At 48.4% G+C, this 18,291-nt stretch carries 17 protein-coding genes; 16 read left to right on the top strand and 1 reads right to left on the bottom strand.

Going from position 1 to position 18,291, the window contains the following annotated elements; translation table 11 throughout:
* The first annotated feature begins 4 nt into the window (after window positions 1–4).
* The 5 genes from mnmA (at window position 5) to DW835_RS03605 (ending at window position 4,572) form a co-directional block, all read left to right on the top strand.
* Window positions 5–1,084, top strand: coding sequence for a tRNA 2-thiouridine(34) synthase MnmA (gene mnmA / locus DW835_RS03630; protein ID WP_118730702.1), 1,080 nt, complete (start codon window positions 5–7; stop codon window positions 1,082–1,084).
* Window positions 1,085–1,260: 176 nt separating this feature from the next.
* A complete protein-coding gene (locus DW835_RS03625; protein ID WP_147353699.1) occupies window positions 1,261–1,800 on the top strand; it encodes a hypothetical protein in 540 nt (179 codons plus the stop codon).
* Between the two features lie 375 nt (window positions 1,801–2,175).
* Entirely contained in the window at window positions 2,176–3,756 is a 1,581-nt protein-coding gene (cls, locus tag DW835_RS03615) for a cardiolipin synthase (RefSeq protein WP_243037034.1), read from the top strand.
* A 31-nt stretch (window positions 3,757–3,787) separates the two neighbouring features.
* On the top strand, window positions 3,788–4,204 hold the full coding sequence (locus DW835_RS03610; protein WP_118730699.1) for a DUF523 domain-containing protein: 417 nt from the start codon (window positions 3,788–3,790) through the stop codon (window positions 4,202–4,204).
* Window positions 4,204–4,572, top strand: coding sequence for a DUF3783 domain-containing protein (locus tag DW835_RS03605; protein ID WP_022154145.1), 369 nt, complete (start codon window positions 4,204–4,206; stop codon window positions 4,570–4,572). The genes DW835_RS03610 and DW835_RS03605 overlap by 1 nt, the downstream gene beginning before the upstream one ends.
* Before the next feature lie 13 nt (window positions 4,573–4,585).
* On the opposite strand, the gene DW835_RS03600 is transcribed toward DW835_RS03605, so the two are convergent.
* Entirely contained in the window at window positions 4,586–5,407 is an 822-nt protein-coding gene (locus DW835_RS03600; RefSeq protein ID WP_118730698.1) for a histidinol-phosphatase HisJ family protein, read from the bottom strand.
* A gap of 251 nt (window positions 5,408–5,658) precedes the next feature.
* Between DW835_RS03600 and gap the strand changes: the two genes are divergently transcribed.
* The 11 genes from gap (at window position 5,659) to DW835_RS03545 (ending at window position 18,131) form a co-directional block, all read left to right on the top strand.
* A complete protein-coding gene (gene gap, locus DW835_RS03595; protein ID WP_022154143.1) occupies window positions 5,659–6,672 on the top strand; it encodes a type I glyceraldehyde-3-phosphate dehydrogenase in 1,014 nt (337 codons plus the stop codon).
* A gap of 93 nt (window positions 6,673–6,765) precedes the next feature.
* Entirely contained in the window at window positions 6,766–7,989 is a 1,224-nt protein-coding gene (locus DW835_RS03590; RefSeq protein ID WP_118537302.1) for a phosphoglycerate kinase, read from the top strand.
* Between the two features lie 103 nt (window positions 7,990–8,092).
* Window positions 8,093–8,845 (top strand): triose-phosphate isomerase, encoded by a 753-nt coding sequence (tpiA, locus tag DW835_RS03585; protein ID WP_118537301.1) that lies wholly within the window; start codon window positions 8,093–8,095, stop codon window positions 8,843–8,845.
* Window positions 8,846–8,884: 39 nt separating this feature from the next.
* On the top strand, window positions 8,885–9,133 hold the full coding sequence (locus DW835_RS03580) for an amidohydrolase family protein (protein ID WP_279220468.1): 249 nt from the start codon (window positions 8,885–8,887) through the stop codon (window positions 9,131–9,133).
* A 144-nt stretch (window positions 9,134–9,277) separates the two neighbouring features.
* Entirely contained in the window at window positions 9,278–9,814 is a 537-nt protein-coding gene (locus DW835_RS03575) for a DUF3877 family protein (protein WP_118537299.1), read from the top strand.
* Window positions 9,815–9,947: 133 nt separating this feature from the next.
* Window positions 9,948–11,042, top strand: a complete 1,095-nt coding sequence (locus DW835_RS03570) for a hypothetical protein (protein WP_118537298.1) — start codon at window positions 9,948–9,950, stop codon at window positions 11,040–11,042.
* A 27-nt stretch (window positions 11,043–11,069) separates the two neighbouring features.
* Window positions 11,070–12,002, top strand: coding sequence for a TPM domain-containing protein (locus DW835_RS03565; RefSeq protein WP_118730697.1), 933 nt, complete (start codon window positions 11,070–11,072; stop codon window positions 12,000–12,002).
* A gap of 219 nt (window positions 12,003–12,221) precedes the next feature.
* Complete coding sequence (locus DW835_RS03560) at window positions 12,222–13,265, top strand: C40 family peptidase (protein WP_118502528.1); 1,044 nt, start codon at window positions 12,222–12,224, stop codon at window positions 13,263–13,265.
* Between the two features lie 178 nt (window positions 13,266–13,443).
* The gene (locus DW835_RS03555; RefSeq protein WP_118730696.1) at window positions 13,444–15,366 is read left to right on the top strand and encodes a GGDEF domain-containing protein; all 1,923 of its coding nucleotides are present in this window, start codon (window positions 13,444–13,446) and stop codon (window positions 15,364–15,366) included.
* Window positions 15,367–15,492: 126 nt separating this feature from the next.
* On the top strand, window positions 15,493–15,759 hold the full coding sequence (gene rpsO, locus DW835_RS03550; protein WP_022311806.1) for a 30S ribosomal protein S15: 267 nt from the start codon (window positions 15,493–15,495) through the stop codon (window positions 15,757–15,759).
* Window positions 15,760–16,040: 281 nt separating this feature from the next.
* Window positions 16,041–18,131, top strand: coding sequence for a polyribonucleotide nucleotidyltransferase (locus DW835_RS03545; RefSeq protein ID WP_117464775.1), 2,091 nt, complete (start codon window positions 16,041–16,043; stop codon window positions 18,129–18,131).
* Window positions 18,132–18,291: the final 160 nt, after the last annotated feature.

Raw genomic sequence — 18,291 nt, 5'->3', positions numbered from 1 at the left:
ATCTATGAAGAAAAAAGTAGTGGTAGGCATGTCCGGAGGCGTGGATTCCTCCGTGGCAGCCATGTTATTAAAAGAACAGGGCTATGATGTGATCGGTGTCACCATGCAGATCTGGCAGGACGAGGAGGAAGCGGTGAAGGAAGCCAATGGCGGATGCTGCGGATTGTCTGCGGTGGATGATGCCAGAAGAGTGGCAGAGAGACTGGAGATTCCTTATTATGTCATGAACTTTAAAAAAGAGTTCAAGTGTCATGTCATGGATTATTTTGTGGACGAGTATTTAAGAGGGCGTACACCGAATCCCTGCATCGCCTGCAACCGTTACGTGAAGTGGGAATCCCTGTTACAGAGGAGCTTAGAGATCGGTGCGGATTATATTGCCACGGGACATTATGCGAGGATCGACAGACTGCCAAACGGCCGTTTCGCCATCCGCAATTCCGTTACGGCGGCGAAGGACCAGACCTATGCGCTGTATAATCTGACCCAGGATCAGCTTTCACATACGCTGATGCCGGTGGGAGAATACACCAAGGACGAGATCCGTGTCCTGGCAGAGGAGGCGGGACTTCCGGTGGCACATAAGCCGGACAGTCAGGAGATCTGTTTTGTGCCGGACAATGATTATGCTTCCTTTATTGACAGAGAAGCCGGAGAAAAAGTGCCGGGACCGGGTAATTTTGTCACGGAGGACGGCAGGATACTGGGGCAGCATAAGGGGATTACCCATTATACCTTAGGGCAGCGCAGAGGACTGGATCTTCCCATGGGAGAGAGGGTGTTTGTTACAGCCATCCGCCCCGAGACCAATGAGGTGGTGATCGGTTCCAACCAGGAACTTTTCACGGACAAAGTATTATGTGAAAATGTGAATTATATGGCAGTGGAGGATATCACAGAGCCTGTCAGAGTACTGGCGAAGATCCGTTACAACCATAAGGGAGAGTACGGAACCCTTACCAGACAGCCGGACGGCAGAGTGCTTTGTACTTTTGATGCACCGGTGCGTGCCGCAACACCGGGACAGGCCATGGTATTTTATCAGGATGAGCATGTACTGGGCGGCGGAACCATTATTCTGTAGGAAAGCGCTCAAAGAGGAGGTCTCTGCGTCCTACGGATACAAAGATTTGTATAGCGGAAAAGATCGGGATCACTATTGTTACAATAGTGGTCCTGCATTTTTATCACGACACGTAACATCAACAGCGGGGGCGTGCATATAATAGAAGAAAGCTTTTATAATTCACAGGAGAGACTATGGATTATCGATTTTCGTTTCAGAGACCTATGAGAAGAAACAGCTTCTGTTCCATGAAGGGAACGATCGTGGATCTGGTGCCGGCAGGGCAGGGCGGCCGCAGAGCTGATGGATGCCTGTTATTTGCCGCTATCGAGGATACGGATGGCAATACGGTGAACTTTTTTATCAATCCCGATACCTATGTGGTGGATTTTACTACGTTGTCAGTGGGAATGATGGCAACCTTCTGGTATCGCAACGATGCGCCCATGCCCCTGATCTATCCGCCTCAGTATACGGCAGTGGTAGTGGCTGAAGAGAGAAGCGAGCGGTATGTGGATGTGAGCTATTATAACAATTCCCTGGTCAATGAGGAGCAGACATTGCAGCTGAATCTGGATGGCACAGTGGATGTGCGTACCGTGAACAACCAGTATTTCCAGGCGAGTCCCGCGAACCATAATCTGGTGGTCATCTATTCCTCTTCCACGAGAAGCATTCCTGCCCAGACCACGCCGTCTACAGTGGTGGTACTGTGTGACAGAAGCTGTGGTTAGGCAGACAAAAGAGGACAGTTGTAGTCCATAGACCTATTGAGATTTTTGCAAAAATGTTATACCATAAAACAATCCCCCATAGAATGATGTCGGGGGCAAAAGCCCCCGACTTTGATGCCTACGGATTGTTCCGTGCTGCGCACTCCCACAATCCGCCCCAATATTCGCATATCGTGGGATTATCATCCCACTTTTATGCTCATATCGGGGCGGGTCCCAAGGTCTTTCGCCCACATATGAGCAAGCTCATGTGGGCTTAGACCTTTTGACCCTGGCATCATAGAATATACCCATGGCTGTCTGTGCGCAGTGCAGGCAGTCTGTAAGGGGGAGATTACTTATGATCTGGCAGGACGAAAGAGAAAAGAGGACATTATGGGTAAGAAAAAGCAGATGCGTTCTGAAGTAAAAGGGAATGTGAAAAACAGTATAGGAAGAATTGCGTTTGCAGCATTGGCTGTGCTCTTACAGATCGGCTGGATACTGATATTGATGATCAAACTGTATCAGTATTCTTCAGTGATCTCTCTGCTGACCAGCCTGTTTGCGCTGGTAGTGGCGCTCAGGATTTATGGGAAACATACCAATGCCGCATTTAAGATGCCCTGGATCATTGTAATATTGGCATTTCCTGTGTTCGGTCTGTGTATTTACGGATTGTTCGGACATAAAGAGGCTATGCATAAAATCATCCGGAAATTTGAGGATGTGGATGCACAACTGATTCCTCTGAATGTTCAGGATGAGACAATATTGCAGCAGCTGGAGCAGGAAGATCCTCTGCTGGCAAATCAATGCCATTATATCTGGAAGTATGGTAATTATCCGGTGTATGATACGACAACTGTGAAATTCTATCCGGAAGCTTATCTGGGATACGAGGAACAGCTTAAGGAGCTGGAGAAGGCAAAACATTTTATATTCCTGGAATATCATGCCATAGAGGAGGCGGAGGCTTTTGCACGGCTGAAGGATGTATTGGCAAGAAAGGCTGCCGAGGGCGTGGAAGTCCGTATTCTGTACGACGATGTGGGCTGTATCGGCTTTCTGGATAAAAGCTTTATAGACCGTATGAATGCCATCGGTGTACAGTGCCGGGTATTTAACTACGTAGTGCCTTTTTTAAATATTTTCATGAATAACCGCGATCATCGTAAGATCATGGTTATCGATGGAAAAGTAGGATTTACCGGTGGATATAACCTGGCGGACGAGTATTTCAATATCACGCATCCTTACGGTTACTGGAAGGATACCGGAGTGAAGCTGACCGGCAGAGCGGTACAGAATTTTACCATGATGTTCTTGGAAATGTGGAATGTTATGGGACAGGCGGACACGGATTATGAAAAGTATCTGAAGGCGTCGCAGGAAGGTGTGGAAGACGGAAATGTGCAGAAGGCGTCCGGCTATGTACAGCCCTATGCGGATTCTCCACTGGACGGAGAGCCGGTGGGTGAGAATGTCTACCTGAACCTGATCAAGACGGCAAAGAAACGCCTCTATGTGGCAACTCCTTATCTGATCATCAGTGATGAGATGACGAGAGAGCTTGGGCTGGCAGCCAAACGTGGCGTGGATGTGCGCGTATTTACCCCCGGCATTCCGGATAAAAAAATCATATACGGTGTGACCAGATCCTATTATTCCGGACTGGTGCGCCAGGGCGTGCGGGTCTATGAATATACCCCGGGCTTTTTGCATGCGAAGCAGATGCTGTGTGATGAGGATACGGCGACCGTCGGTACCATCAATATGGATTACCGAAGCCTGTATCACCATTTTGAAAACGGTGTGTGGATGCACGGCTGTGATGCCATCCGGGATATTGAGGCGGATTTTGATAAGCTGATACAGGATAGTGAGGAAGTCACCGATAAATACCGGGATGGAAGGAAAAATATGGCAGTGAGAGGCTGGCAGTGTATCATGCGGCTGATCGCGCCGTTGCTGTAACAGACATCATAACGGAAAGCTGGAGATTACGATGAAAATACTGGTCAGTGCCTGTCTGCTGGGCGAAAACTGTAAATATAACGGGAAAAATAATTACAGCGAGCGTGTGGCAAAATATCTGGAGGGGCATGAGGTGATCCCGGTATGTCCTGAGGTGCTGGGAGGACTTCCGACCCCGAGGGATCCGTCGGAGATCGTGAGCGGCGAGGTCATAAACTGTAAAGGCGTAAATGTGGACAGGCAGTTTCGGGAAGGCGCAGAGGTGGCTCTGCGGATTGCAAAAGAGAATGGCATCGATCTGGCAATCTTACAGTCACGAAGTCCCAGCTGCGGCGTAAAGCAGATTTATGATGGAAGCTTTACCGGTAAACTCATCCCCGGACAGGGAGTATTTGCACAATTGCTGGAAAAGAACGGCTTCCGGGTGATGGACTGTGAGGAAATATAATGGCAAAAATATTATTGTTTGGCGTGAGTACACAAAAAGACCGGGCTGTGCGTGTGGCAGCGGAGAAAATAGGTGTGGATGTGACGGCGGTGAACCGCAGGGACTATGGACAGAAGATCGGAACACTGGCGGAAATCAGCGGTTTTCATAAGAATGGAAAAATATATAACGGTCCTGATTTTGCAATGGAAATGCTGGTGTTTTCCGGAATGGATTCGCAACAGGTGGATGCATTCCTGGCAGAATATAAGGCAACCGGCTTACCACCGGTTGCCCTGAAGGCGATTGTGACACCGTATAATGTCTCATGGACAGCGGATGCGTTGCTTCGCGAGCTGATGAAGGAACACATTCAGCTTGGAGGATAGGGAATAAAGAAAATTACAGCTTGTGGTATTCCGGGCTGCGTTTTTCATAGATCGTATAATATTTGAATCCGCACAGCTGCAGAATCTCGGAGGCCAGATCCAGATAGGATCCTACATCATGTGCTTTGTGGGCATCACTGCCAACGGTAATGATCTCGCCGCCCAGTTCGTGATAGCGGCGGAGAACATCGGTACAGGGATGAGGCTGTCTGAGACCATAGCGGAAGCTTCCGGTATTCAATTCCAGGCCCTTGCCACTGTGAACCAACAGTTCCAGGATCGGATCAATGGCATCCTTATATTTATCGTAGGAGTAATTTTTGTCCTTGGAAGGCGCCACACGGACGATATAATCCAAGTGTCCCAAGACGTCATAATCGTCATGGCATTTCAGATTTTCTAGCGTCTCTGCAAAATAAGCACGGATGGCTTCCGCCTCGGAGGAAAACTTCTCAAAATATTCGGGGTAATAGGGATCCATTCCCCGGCACAGGTGGGTAGAGCCAATGACGAAATCAAAATCATAGGCGGAAGTAAAATCTTCGTCTTGGTCGGCCAGATGCGGCTGCAAGCCTAATTCCACACCGAAGAGAACCCTCATTTTCCCTTCGTATTTGGCGCGGCAGCGGAGGATGTCATACAAATAAGAATCTGTATTCAGCAAAAAGATACTGCCGGGACCTTCCTCAGTGCGTGGATAATCAAAATCGTTATGCTCGGTGAAACACATGGTTTCCAGTCCAAGAGAGATCCCTTTATCGATCATCTCCGGCATGGGAGCCTGGGCATCTCCGGAAAAAGAAGAGTGAAGATGACAATCTGCTTTGATAGACATATTTTTTATCCTTTCTGGTTATCATTCTGTTGTAAGTCATTTACAGGGTACAGTATAGCAAAAAACGGAGCAAAAATCATACCATTTCTAAACAAACTGTAAAATTTACCACAAAATCACAAATATTTTGCATTTACATCTTGAATTATAAAGAGGAATTAGGTAAAATGAATTTGCTGATAAAATTTTGACAATCTGTGAATCACAGTAAGTCAAAAGATATAAAATTAATATTTTAGGAGGAAACTAAAATGGCAGTAAGAGTAGCAATTAATGGTTTCGGCCGTATTGGTCGTCTTGCATTCAGACAGATGTTCGATGCAGAAGGATATGAAGTAGTAGCAATCAACGATTTAACCAGCCCTAAGATGCTGGCACATCTGTTGAAGTATGATTCTTCTCAGGGTGTTTACAAGTATGCAAGCACCGTTGAGGCTGGCGAGGACAGCATCACCGTTAACGGCAAGACCATCACCATCTACAAAGAGGCTGACGCAAGCAAGCTTCCCTGGGGTGAATTAAAGGTTGATGTAGTTCTGGAGTGTACCGGATTCTACACCTCTAAGGAGAAGGCTTCCGCACATATCACTGCCGGTGCCCGTAAAGTTGTTATTTCTGCTCCCGCAGGTAACGACCTTCCTACCATCGTATACAATGTTAACCACAAGACCCTGAAGCCCGAAGATACCGTTATCTCCGCAGCTTCCTGCACCACCAACTGCTTAGCACCTATGGCTAAGGCTCTGAACGATTGCAGACCTATCATGAGCGGTATCATGACCACTGTTCACGCTTATACCGGTGACCAGATGATCCTTGACGGACCTCAGAGAAAGGGCGATCTGAGAAGAAGCCGTGCAGGCGCTTGCAACATCGTTCCCAACTCTACCGGTGCAGCTAAGGCAATCGGTCTGGTAATTCCCGAACTGAACGGCAAGCTGATCGGCTCCGCTCAGCGTGTTCCGACCCCTACCGGTTCTACCACCATTCTGGTAGCAGTAGTTAAGGGCGCTGTAACCAAGGAAGAGATCAACGCAGCAATGAAGGCTGCTTCTACCGAGTCCTTCGGTTACAACACCGATGAGATCGTATCTTCCGATATCGTAGGCAGCACCTACGGTTCCATCTTTGATGCAACTCAGACCATGGTTGCTCCTATGGAAGATGGCAATACTCAGGTACAGGTTGTATCCTGGTATGATAACGAGAACAGCTACACCTCTCAGATGGTTCGTACCATCAAGTACTTCAGCGAGTTAGCATAAGCCGACAGGCGTTAACGCGTAAAGACCTATCAGGGTCCGGTCTTACAAGGACCGGGCCCTTTTTAGATACTAAAATAATTGGAGGTTAATACCATGGGATTAAATAAGAAATCTGTAGATGACATTAACGCAAAGGGAAAGAGAGTCCTGGTAAGATGCGACTTTAACGTTCCCTTAAAGAACGGTGAGATCACTGACGATACCCGTATCGTTGCAGCTCTGCCTACCATCAAGAAGCTGATAGGCGATGGCGGCAAGGTAATTCTTTGCTCTCATCTGGGTAAGGTAAAGAATGGCCCCAACGAAGGCGAATCTCTGGCACCTGTTGCCAAGAGACTGTCCGAGAAGCTGGGCAAAGAGGTTACTTTCGTAGCTGACTACAATGTAACCGGCGAAGCAGCTACCAAGGCTGTTGAGAACATGAAGGAAGGCGACGTTGTTCTGCTTCAGAATACCCGTTTCCGTGGCGCAGAAGAGACCAAGAACGGTGAGAAATTCAGCAAAGAACTGGCTGACCTGGCTGATCTGTATGTATGTGATGCATTCGGCTCTTCTCACAGAGCACATGCTTCCGTAGCAGGTGTTACCAAGTTCATCACCGCTAAGGGTGGTCAGAACGTAGTAGGTTACCTGATGGAGAAGGAGATCAACTTCTTAGGTAAGGCTGTAGAAGATCCCGTAAGACCTTTCGTAGCTATTCTGGGCGGTGCAAAGGTTGCAGACAAGCTGAACGTTATCTCCAACCTGTTAGAGAAGTGTGATACCCTGATCATCGGTGGTGGTATGGCTTACACCTTCTTAAAGGCAAAGGGATATGAAATCGGTAAGTCTCTGGTAGATGATACCAAGATCGACTACTGTAAGGAAATGATGGAAAAGGCTGAGAAGCTGGGCAAGAAGCTGTTACTGCCTGTTGATTCCGTAACCATCGCTGATTTCCCTAACCCGATCGATGCTCCTGTTGAGGTTCAGGTATATGATGTTACCAACATGCCCGCAGACAGAGAGGGATGCGATATCGGACCCAAGACCGCAGCTCTGTATGCTGAGGCTGTTAAGACTGCTAAGACCGTTGTATGGAACGGACCTATGGGCGTATTCGAGAATCCTACCCTGGCAGCAGGTACCATCGCTGTAGCTAAGGCTCTGGCTGAGACCGATGCAACTACCATTATCGGTGGTGGTGACTCTGCAGCAGCTGTTAACCAGCTTGGTTTCGCTGACAAGATGAGCCACATCTCTACCGGTGGCGGAGCTTCCCTGGAGTTCCTGGAAGGCAAAGAGCTTCCCGGCGTGGCAGCAGCAGACGACAAATAAATAGAAATAATAAAGCTTTCCCACGGAATGTATTCGAACCTGCCTGCAGGCACAGATGCATCCTGTGGGAAACACAATATAAGAAAAGAAGAGGTGTATGATTATGGCAAGAAAGAAGATCATTGCCGGCAACTGGAAGATGAATATGACTCCCAGCCAGGCAGTAGAGCTGATCAATACATTAAAGCCCCTCGTAGCAAATGATGAAGTAGACGTACTTCTGTGCGTTCCCGCAATCGACATCATTCCCGCTATGGAGGCAGCAAAGGGTTCCAATATCATGATTGGTGCGGAGAATATGTATTTCGAGGAGAAGGGTGCTTTCACCGGCGAGATTTCTCCCGCAATGCTGGATGATGCAGGCGTGAAGTATGTGATCATCGGACACTCCGAGAGAAGAGAGTACTTTGCAGAGACCGACGAGACCGTGAATAAGAAGGTTCTCAAGGCTTTCGAGCATGGCATTACTCCCATCATCTGCTGTGGTGAGACTCTGACGCAGAGAGAGCAGGGTGTTACCATCGACTTCATCCGTCAGCAGATCAAGATCGCATTCCTGAACGTAACTGCTGCACAGGCAGCAACGGCTGTCATCGCATACGAGCCTATCTGGGCTATCGGTACTGGCAAGGTAGCTACTACCGAGCAGGCACAGGAAGTATGTAAGGCAATCCGTGAGTGCATCGCTGAGATCTATGATGATGCAACCGCAGCAGCTATCCGTATCCAGTACGGCGGATCCGTATCTGCTTCCAGCGCTCCCGAGCTGTTTGCACAGGCAGACATCGACGGTGGTCTGGTAGGCGGCGCTTCCCTGAAGGCTGACTTCGGACAGATCGTCTGCTACAATAAATAACAGATTCTTTCAAAAGAGTCACAGGACCCGTGATGGTGGATTCCATTACGGGTCTTTTATTATACCGCAACCTGCCGCGGCGCCGAGATGGCGGGTATCGGAGATATCACCGGTACACTGGAACCCGGCAAATGCGCGGATATGATCGTGGTGGAGAAGAATCCGTTAGAAGATCTACTGGTGCTTCGAAATGTGGATATGGTCATCGTACAGGGAAAAGTGATCCGTGCTCCCAAGGTGAAGAAAAAGCAGATCGTAGAGACGGAGCTGGACAAATTTCTGAATTAGAATGGAACGGCAATGTCTGTTTCCGTAGAATAGAATTGTATTCTGATGCGTGAATATTGTATAATAAAAACTATGCAGGACAGGAAATCTCCGCTGCATAGTTTTTATTTTTGACAGATTATGGGAAATTATAGGAAAAAGAAAATGACATTTGAAAAATTAGAAAAAAACCTCATGGATGTGGTTCTGGAGGAACAGGCAAAATTAGGCTTCCGCAGAGAGAAGATCCGCCTGTATTATCCGTTATCTACACTGAATCACTTGCTGGGTACACAGGATACGGCGGAACAGATGGAAGTTACACTGGCAGGACAGCCGGAGAGCATGACAATAAAGCTTGGAAAACTGGCTGTGAGCCGTAAGGGAGACCGTTTCTGCCTCTGTATTCCGGAGGAAGGCAGTACTTATGTCCATGAGCATTTTGCAGAGAAGGGATTCATCTATGAACTGATCCGCCTGATCGGGCAGCATGACTGTAAGATGGAGGATATCCGACAGTTATTTTTGCGGTACAGTGAGAATATTTATGTGGAAGAGATGCGGGGCGAGGACTTTGATGTCATGATCCGTTTCCCGGAGGAAATGGGAGATCCCTACTGTTATTGTTTTCGGGATGAAGGGTGCCATGTGATCTATCACCGATTCCTGCTGGAGGATTACGCAGACCTGATGAAAGCATGAGACAATCATGGTAAACGAACGATAAGAAAAGATTATGTGTATTTTACGATATGGAAATACGATGGAATCTATGGTAGGATAAAAAAGGTTCTACGAAGAAAAATGTCGTAAAAGGCAGAAGGCGAGGGGTAAAATGATCTTTAGATGTAAAAACTGCGGCGGTAATGTAGTTTACAGCCCGGAGAGAAAGAAGATGTTCTGTCCTTTCTGTGAGAGTGAGGACAGCGAAGAACGCGAGGACGGCGTGATCGAGACAAGCGGTGAGGAAAACGGCACTGCGGAAGGAACGGTCCAGGCAGCGGGAGCCGGACAGCCGGTCAGCAGAATGGCAGCAGCCGAGGGTGCTGCGCAGAAAAAGGTGACAAAGGTATGTCCCAACTGTGGTGGCGAGATTCCCATGACGGTAAACACCTCCGCTACACAGTGTCCTTATTGTGACAATTATGTGATCGTGGATGATCAGATTTCCGGGGCCTACACACCGCATATGCTGATTCCATTCCATATGGGCAAGGAAGTCTGCAAGAAGCTGATCCGTGATAAATTTGAGAAATGTATTTTTGCACCGACGGATTTTCTGTCGGAAGTAAGAATGAACGGTATTTACGGTGATTATGTACCGTTCTGGTTCTACGATTACAATACCAACTGCACGTTCCACGGTGAAGGTACCAAGGTGCGCAGCTGGACGACCGGCAATACACAGTATACCGAGACCTCATATTATGATATTGTCCGTGATATGGACATTGATTTTGTCAAGATTCCTGTGGATGCTTCCGTGGGAATGCCGGATGATGTCATGGATCTGATGGAGCCCTTTGATTACAAGGAACTGCAGGAGTTTAAGCCAGAATATCTGTCTGGATTTCATAGTGAACGCTACAATATGACTTCCGATCTGGTGGAGAGCCGTGCCAAAGCCAAGATGCAGGAGGATGCACAGAAGATGCTGCATGACAGCTATTCTGGATATTCCAGTGTCCGCAAAATGGGAGAAAACATCAACGTGACGGACAGTTCTGTAAGTTATGGTCTCCTGCCAGTATGGAAGTATGACTATAGCTACAAAGGCAAAGAATATCCTTTCTATGTAAACGGACAGACCGGTAAACTGGTAGGTACTGCACCGATTTCCAAAGCAAAGGTGTGGGCTTATGCGGGAACACTTGGTGTGACACTGGCGGCAATTCTATGCATGGTGAATGCAATCGCCAGTCTGGTGTAGAGATTATGAGGGAAGGATAACGGGACAATGGAAAAAGATATTAAGAAAGAAGCACTGAGACAGTACCTGAAATATTTTAAGGTATGGTTCATCATTGCCGGAGTGCTGGCGGTTATTACCATCGGAGCGGCAGTCGTTCATCTGCTTACACCGAAGACTGTCCGGGGCAACAGCCAGGATCCCACAGAGCGTGTGTTTGACTATGCGGATATGCTGACAGACGAAGAGGAGCAGAGCCTGCGGGAATATATAGCAGAGTGTGAGGAAAAGATCCAGGCGGACATCGTGATCGTAACGATCTCCGAATCCGTAGAGTATGATTTGCAAAATCCGGGTCTTGCGGAGGCATTTCATGCGAAGGAAGTCGGCAGTACCGACTGGAGTACAGCCATGAGAGATCTGGCGGATAACTTCTATGATTACAACAATTTCGGTTATGACAAGGTACACGGCAACGGAGTTCTGCTGCTGGACAATGCCTATGAAGGACAAAAGGGAAGCTGGCTGTCTACCTGTGGAAATGTCTATGATTATTTTGGCGATTACGAGATCGACCAGGCCCTGTACGCAGTGGATGATTACATAGACGAAAGCCCCTACAAAGCGTATAAGAATTGTATCAGTTATGTGACCAGGACCATGGAGGAAAGTAAGGAAAGTATGCCGATGACCTTTTCTCCCTGGATCCTGACAGGTCTTGTCGTTGCACTGATCTATGCCGCAGTGAACCTGCATCAGAGCAAAGCAAAGGATACTACTACGGTCAATCAGTATCTTGATGGCAAAAAGCCCAAGATCAACAATACCAGAGACCAGTATCTGCGTAAGAACGTGGTGACCCGCAGGATCGAGACCAGCAGTAGCAGTAGCGGACACAGCGGCGGACACAGCGGCGGTCACGGAGGAAGTCATCGGAGCAGCAGCGGTGTCAGCCATGGCGGCGGTGGCCATAGAAGATAAAATAACAAGTTCCATTCCTGGAACAAGAGATCCGGCGTATCGGGTGCAGACAGACACTCATACGCCGGTTTTTTCGTTTTACGGAGGAAGGAGCGACGGCGGGAAACAGTAGTGGAAAAATTTTCCATGGGTTGACAGGAAGCCTGCAGACAGGTATAATCAGACTTGTGATGTAACAATTCTGTAATATATTTGTAAAAGGATTTTAAAGAAGAATTTATGATAAAACATACAAGAGAAAAACAAGTAAAGATCGTAGCCACCGGCCTGGCATTGTGTATGCTGGCGGCACCGCTTTCCGCTTCCGCTGCAGAAAGCAGTGTCCTCATGGCATCCGGCGGTGTGGCTTCTGTCCTGGAGACGGAGCGTACACTGGAGGAATACATCCAGATCGCACAGGATGCCCAGGGAGCTTCCTGGGGCTATACCAATATCGGTGTGGCCAATGTGGAATCCGGTAATCTGAATGTGAGAGCGGTATCTTCCACAGACGGTAAGCTGGTAGGTAAGCTTCCCAAGGATGCGGCCTGTGAAGTGGTCGAGACCGTAGATGACTGGGCACATATCAAGTCCGGTGAAGTGGAAGGTTATGTCAGCAAGGAATTCCTGCTGACTGGACCGGAAGCCAGAATCCGAGCCATGGAACTGGTTCATACGGTAGCCATTGCCAATACCGATGGCCTGAATGTACGTCAGGAGCCCAATACCACCAGTGAGATCGTGACTCAGGTGGGACAGGGAGAAGAGATGGAGTATGTGGAGACCGGTTCCGACGGCTGGGTGAAGATTTCTATTGATGGCGAGGATGCTTATGTATCCCAAGATTATGTCACAGTGGAAGAAAAGCTGGATACCGCCATCACCATGACAGAGCTTCTCTACGGACAGGGGGTATCCGATGTCCGCGTAGATCTGGTAGAATATGCAAAACAGTTCGTAGGTAACCCTTATGTCTGGGGAGGCACCAGCCTTACCAAGGGTGCGGACTGCTCCGGTTTCGTTCTCAGCGTATTCAAGAAATACGGCATTACCCTGAGCCATTCCTCCAGAGCACAGGCCAATGAGGGCACCAAGATCAGTGCATCCGAGCTAAAGCCCGGTGATCTGGTATTCTATGGTAACGGCAAGGGTAATATTAATCACGTAGCTATTTATATCGGTGGAGGACAGGTAATTCACGCCAGCAGCCCGAAGACCGGTATCAAGATCAGCAGCTATAAGTATCGTACACCTGTGAAATGTGTCCGTGTCATTCACGACTGATAAAAAGCATTGCTTTCGCAAAAGGGCGGGGCAATGCTTTTTTGCATTCGGAGACATGCGAGTGCCTTTTCTTTTACAATTGCGTTTCACGGGGAACTATGATACTATTTTTGTATATATCGGCGGTCCCTGAACGAAAAAAAGGGGCTTCGTACAGAGACGAAAATGGGTGAGGAATATGCGGAAAGTAGCTTTGATCACCGACGGCTGGAGAAGGTTGTTTACCTATGCCTGGCCGGCAGGTATTTTACAGAGAATAAAAGAAACGAACGAAGAGGTAAATCTATATATTTTCAATAGTACCGGCAACTGGAACAGAGATGCCGGATATAACAGGGCAGAATATAATATTTTTAACCTTCCGGATCTGTCGGAGTTCGACGGTATTCTTCTGGAACTGAATAATATCAGTTCCCCGGCAGTGCTGGCGGAAGTAATACACAAGGCGAAGCAGTCGCGCCTTCCGGTAGTCTCCATTGCCAACGAGCTGGAAGACTTTCATTATGTGGGCATTGACAATTATTCTGCTATGAAGCAGGTGATCACACATATGCATGAGGTGCATGACTGCAAAAAATTCTGGCTGCTGGTGGGGGCTAACAGCAATTATGAGAGCAGCTGCCGACTGCAGGGAATGCTTGACTATGCCAAAGAACACAAGATCAAAATAGATAAGAATGACATCTGGTACGGTTCCTTTGACTACAAGAGCGGACTGGAAGGCTACAGGCATCTGTGGGACACCCACAAAGAGCTGCCGGATGCCATTATCTGTATCAATGATAATGTGGCGGTAGCGGTATGCGAAGCAGCGGCCCAGATGGGATTTACGGCACCGAAGGATTTCCGGATCACAGGTTTTGACAACTTCGACAAGGCCGGATTTTACACGCCGAGTATTACCACTGTGGGACATATCAGAGAGGAAGCTGCTTACAAGGGAATGGATATCCTTCTGAAAATCTGGGCAGGAGAAAGCGTCCCCCGGTATAACTTCACCAATACCGAGATGCTGTGGCAGGAGAGCTGCGGCTGCGGCAAGGGGAGCAGCAGGGATGCCAGGACCCATCTGAAGGATCAGATCATGTACAGCGTGGAAAGTGAGGAATTCGACGAGGAAGTCCTGTCTATGGAGGCAGAGATGATGCAGTGCAATACCGTAGAAGAAATGATGTACTGCATTCCCCAGTGCATTCCGTCCCTGAAATGCGATGCCATGTATCTGGTGCTGGATGATCACCTCAATGCCTATAAAAAAGAAACGGAGAAGAGTATTCATCTGGATGCCACCCCTTCGGACGAGGGATTTTCCCTGCATGGTTATCCGAGACAGATGCAGATGACCTTTGCCTACGAGAGGGACCAGAGACTGGATCTGGACAGACAGGAAGTGGATGGCATCTTCCCGACCTTCGATTATCCGAAGCCGGGACAGAACTTTTTGTTCCTGCCGTTACATTTCGGAGAGCGTACCGTTGGCTATGTAGCTATCCGTAATGCGGTATACATGATGGAAAAACAGTACTTGTTCCAGATCATGAATGCGTTGACCCGTTCCATGGAGAACCTTCATAAAAAAGAAATGCTGGCTTATATGAACCGTAAGCTGTCTTCCCTGTATATCATGGATACGCTGACCGGTATGTATAACCGCATGGGGTACCAGCAGCTGGGAGAGGAGTCCTTCCGCGTTTCCAGACTGAATAACCGCAAACTGCTGATTCTGTTCGTGGATCTGGATCGTCTGAAATACATCAATGACACTTTTGGACATGAGTACGGAGATATGGCCATCTGTGCCGCGGCGAGAGCCCTGATGCAGTGCAGCAGCCGGGATGCCGTACCGGCCAGAACCGGCGGGGATGAATTCGTGCTGATCCAGACTTACCAGTCCGATGAGGTTTCCAGAGAGCTGGTGCTGCGCATCCGCAGAACACTGGAGGCGGAGGGGAAAGCCCAGAAGCTTCCGTTCCCGCTGTCCATGAGTATCGGTACCGTGGTGACGGATCCGGAATCCGAGCAGACCTTTGCAGATTATGTAAAAATTGCAGACAGCCGGATGTACGAGGAAAAGGTGCAGAAACGGGTCACAAGAAAATAGAAAAATATATTTACAACCGATAGAAACTATGATATATTGAAACAGTATGATTAGCCGATGCCCAGATTACGGACACTCCGACCTTAGTCTTGGTATCTGGCGTTTAAAAAACAGGAGGAAAAAGAAATGATTTCTAAGGAAAAGAAAACAGCCATCATGAACGAGTATGCAAGAACCCCCGGTGACACCGGTTCACCTGAGGTACAGGTAGCGGTCCTGACTGCAAGAATCCAGGAGCTTACCGAGCATCTGAAGGAGAACCCCAAGGATCATCATTCTCGTCGTGGTATGCTGAAGATGGTAGGTCAGAGACGTGGTCTTCTGGAGTACCTGAAGAAGAAGGATATCGAGAGATATCGTGCATTAATCGAGAAGCTTGGCTTAAGAAAATAATGCTGACTGGTGAGCGGGGTCTGCCGATTACATCGGCGCTCCGCTTCTCTTGTTTCTCATTACATGCATATGCACGGTGAAAATCTAATTCACCGCGCCTGAAAAGGTAACACACGGGATGGAAGTGAGCCCCGAGACCGCTGAAAAGATTATGTTGCGGATCATGGGAGCAACATGGAATTTTCAGTAGTTTCGGTAATCCTCCAGCCCGTAGAATAATAATTCATATCGTAGCGTGGCACCAAAGATAACAGTCACAGTACGATGGATAGGAGGAATTTATGTATCAAAGTTACAAGATGGATCTTGCAGGCAGACCTCTGGTGGTTGATATCAACCGTGTAGGTAAGCAGGCAAACGGATGTGCATTCATGCACTATGGTGATACCACTGTTCTCTGTACCGCAACCGCTTCCGAGAAGCCCAGAGACGGTATCGATTTCTTCCCTCTGAGTGTAGAGTATGAAGAGAAGATGTACGCTGTGGGTAAGATCCCCGGCGGTTTCAACAAGAGAGAAGGCAAGGCAAGTGAGAATGCTATTCTGACCAGCCGTGTCATCGACAGACCCATGCGTCCCCTGTTCCCCAAGGATTACCGTAATGATGTAACCCTGAACAACATGGTAATGAGCGTGGATCCCGAGTGTCGTCCGGAGTTGGTGGCTATGATCGGTGCAGCTATCGCTACCTGCATTTCCGATATTCCTTTCGATGGCCCCTGCGCTATGACCCAGGTAGGCATGATCGATGGCGAGTTCATCATCAATCCCAGCCAGGAGCAGTGGAAGAAAGGTGATCTGAACCTGACCGTTGCTTCCACCAGAGAAAAGGTGATCATGATCGAGGCAGGAGCGAACGAGATTCCTGAAGCAACCATGATCGAAGCAATTTATAAGGCTCACGAAGTGAACCAGACCATCATTGCTTTCATCGACAAGATTGTAGCAGAAGTAGGCAAGAAGAAGCATGAGTACACCAGCTGTGCAGTGCCCGCTGAAATGTTCGAGGAGATGAAGAAGATCGTATCTCCCGCTGAGATGGAAGAAGCTGTATTCACCGATGATAAGCAGACCCGTGAGGAGAATATCCGTGTGATCACCGACAAGCTGACCGAGGCTTTCGCTGAGAACGAAGAGTGGCTGGCTATCTTAGGTGAGGCAGTATACCAGTATGAGAAGAAGACCGTTCGTAAGATGATCCTGAAAGATCACAAGCGTCCCGATGGACGTGCAATCACCCAGATCCGTCCTCTGGCAGCAGAAGTAGACATCATCCCCCGTGTACATGGTTCCGCTATGTTCACCCGTGGACAGACCCAGATCTGTAACGTATGTACTCTGGCACCTCTGTCCGAGCAGCAGAAGATCGATGGCCTGGATGAGAACGAAGTAAGCAAGAGATATATGCATCACTATAACTTCCCTTCCTATTCCGTAGGTGAGACCAAGCCTTCCCGCGGACCCGGAAGACGTGAGATCGGTCACGGCGCTCTGGCTGAGAGAGCCCTGATCCCCGTACTGCCCAGTGAGGACGAGTTCCCTTATGCAATTCGTACCGTATCTGAGACTTTTGAATCCAACGGATCTACCTCCATGGCATCCACCTGTGCTTCCTGCATGTCCCTGATGGCAGCAGGCGTACCCATCAAGAAGATGGTAGCAGGTATTTCCTGTGGTCTGGTAACCGGCGAGACCGATGACGATTTCGTTCTGCTGACCGATATCCAGGGACTGGAAGACTTCTTCGGAGATATGGACTTTAAGGTAACCGGTACTACCGAAGGTATTACCGCGATCCAGATGGATATTAAGATCCACGGTCTGACCAGACCTATCGTAGAAGGCGCTATTGCAAGATGCCGTGATGCAAGACTGTTCATCATGGATACCTGCATGAAGCCCGCTATCTCTGCTCCCAGAACAGAGGTTGGCAAGTACGCTCCCAAGATCATCTCCATTCAGATCGATCCCGACAGAATCGGTGATGTAGTAGGACAGCGTGGTAAGACCATCAATGAGATCATTGCCCGTACCGGTGTGAAGATCGATATCACCGATGATGGTAAGGTATCTATCTGCGGTACTGACAAGGAAATGATGGATAAGGCTCTGGAGATGGTGAAGATCATCACCACCGATTTCGAAGAGGGCCAGATCTTCAAGGGTAAGGTAGTCAGCATCAAGGAGTTCGGTGCATTCATCGAGTTCGCACCCGGCAAGGAAGGCATGGTACACATCTCCAAGATCGCCAAGGAGAGAATCAACCGTGTAGAAGATGTTCTGACTCTGGGCGATGTAGTGACTGTAGTATGCCTGGGTAAGGATAAGATGGGCAGAATCAGCTTCTCCATGAAGGATGTAGCACAGCAGTAAGCTGTAAGAACGCAAGGCATAAGAATATAAGATATAAAATAAGAAAGGATCACTGCATAGTGTACTGTGCAGAGGTCCTTTTTTGTGTATACGATGAGCCAGGTACAGATTTGTGCTTGCACAAGAATCGGTATTTGGCAAATGTACACCATCGAGCTTT

Origin of the sequence: Clostridium sp. AM34-9AC, from assembly GCF_003480225.1 — a bacterium.
Classification (GTDB): Bacteria; Bacillota; Clostridia; order Lachnospirales; family Lachnospiraceae; genus Acetatifactor; species Acetatifactor acetigignens.
The sequence above is the reverse complement of the archived record's forward strand: the minus strand, read 5'-3'. Positions and strand labels throughout refer to the sequence as shown.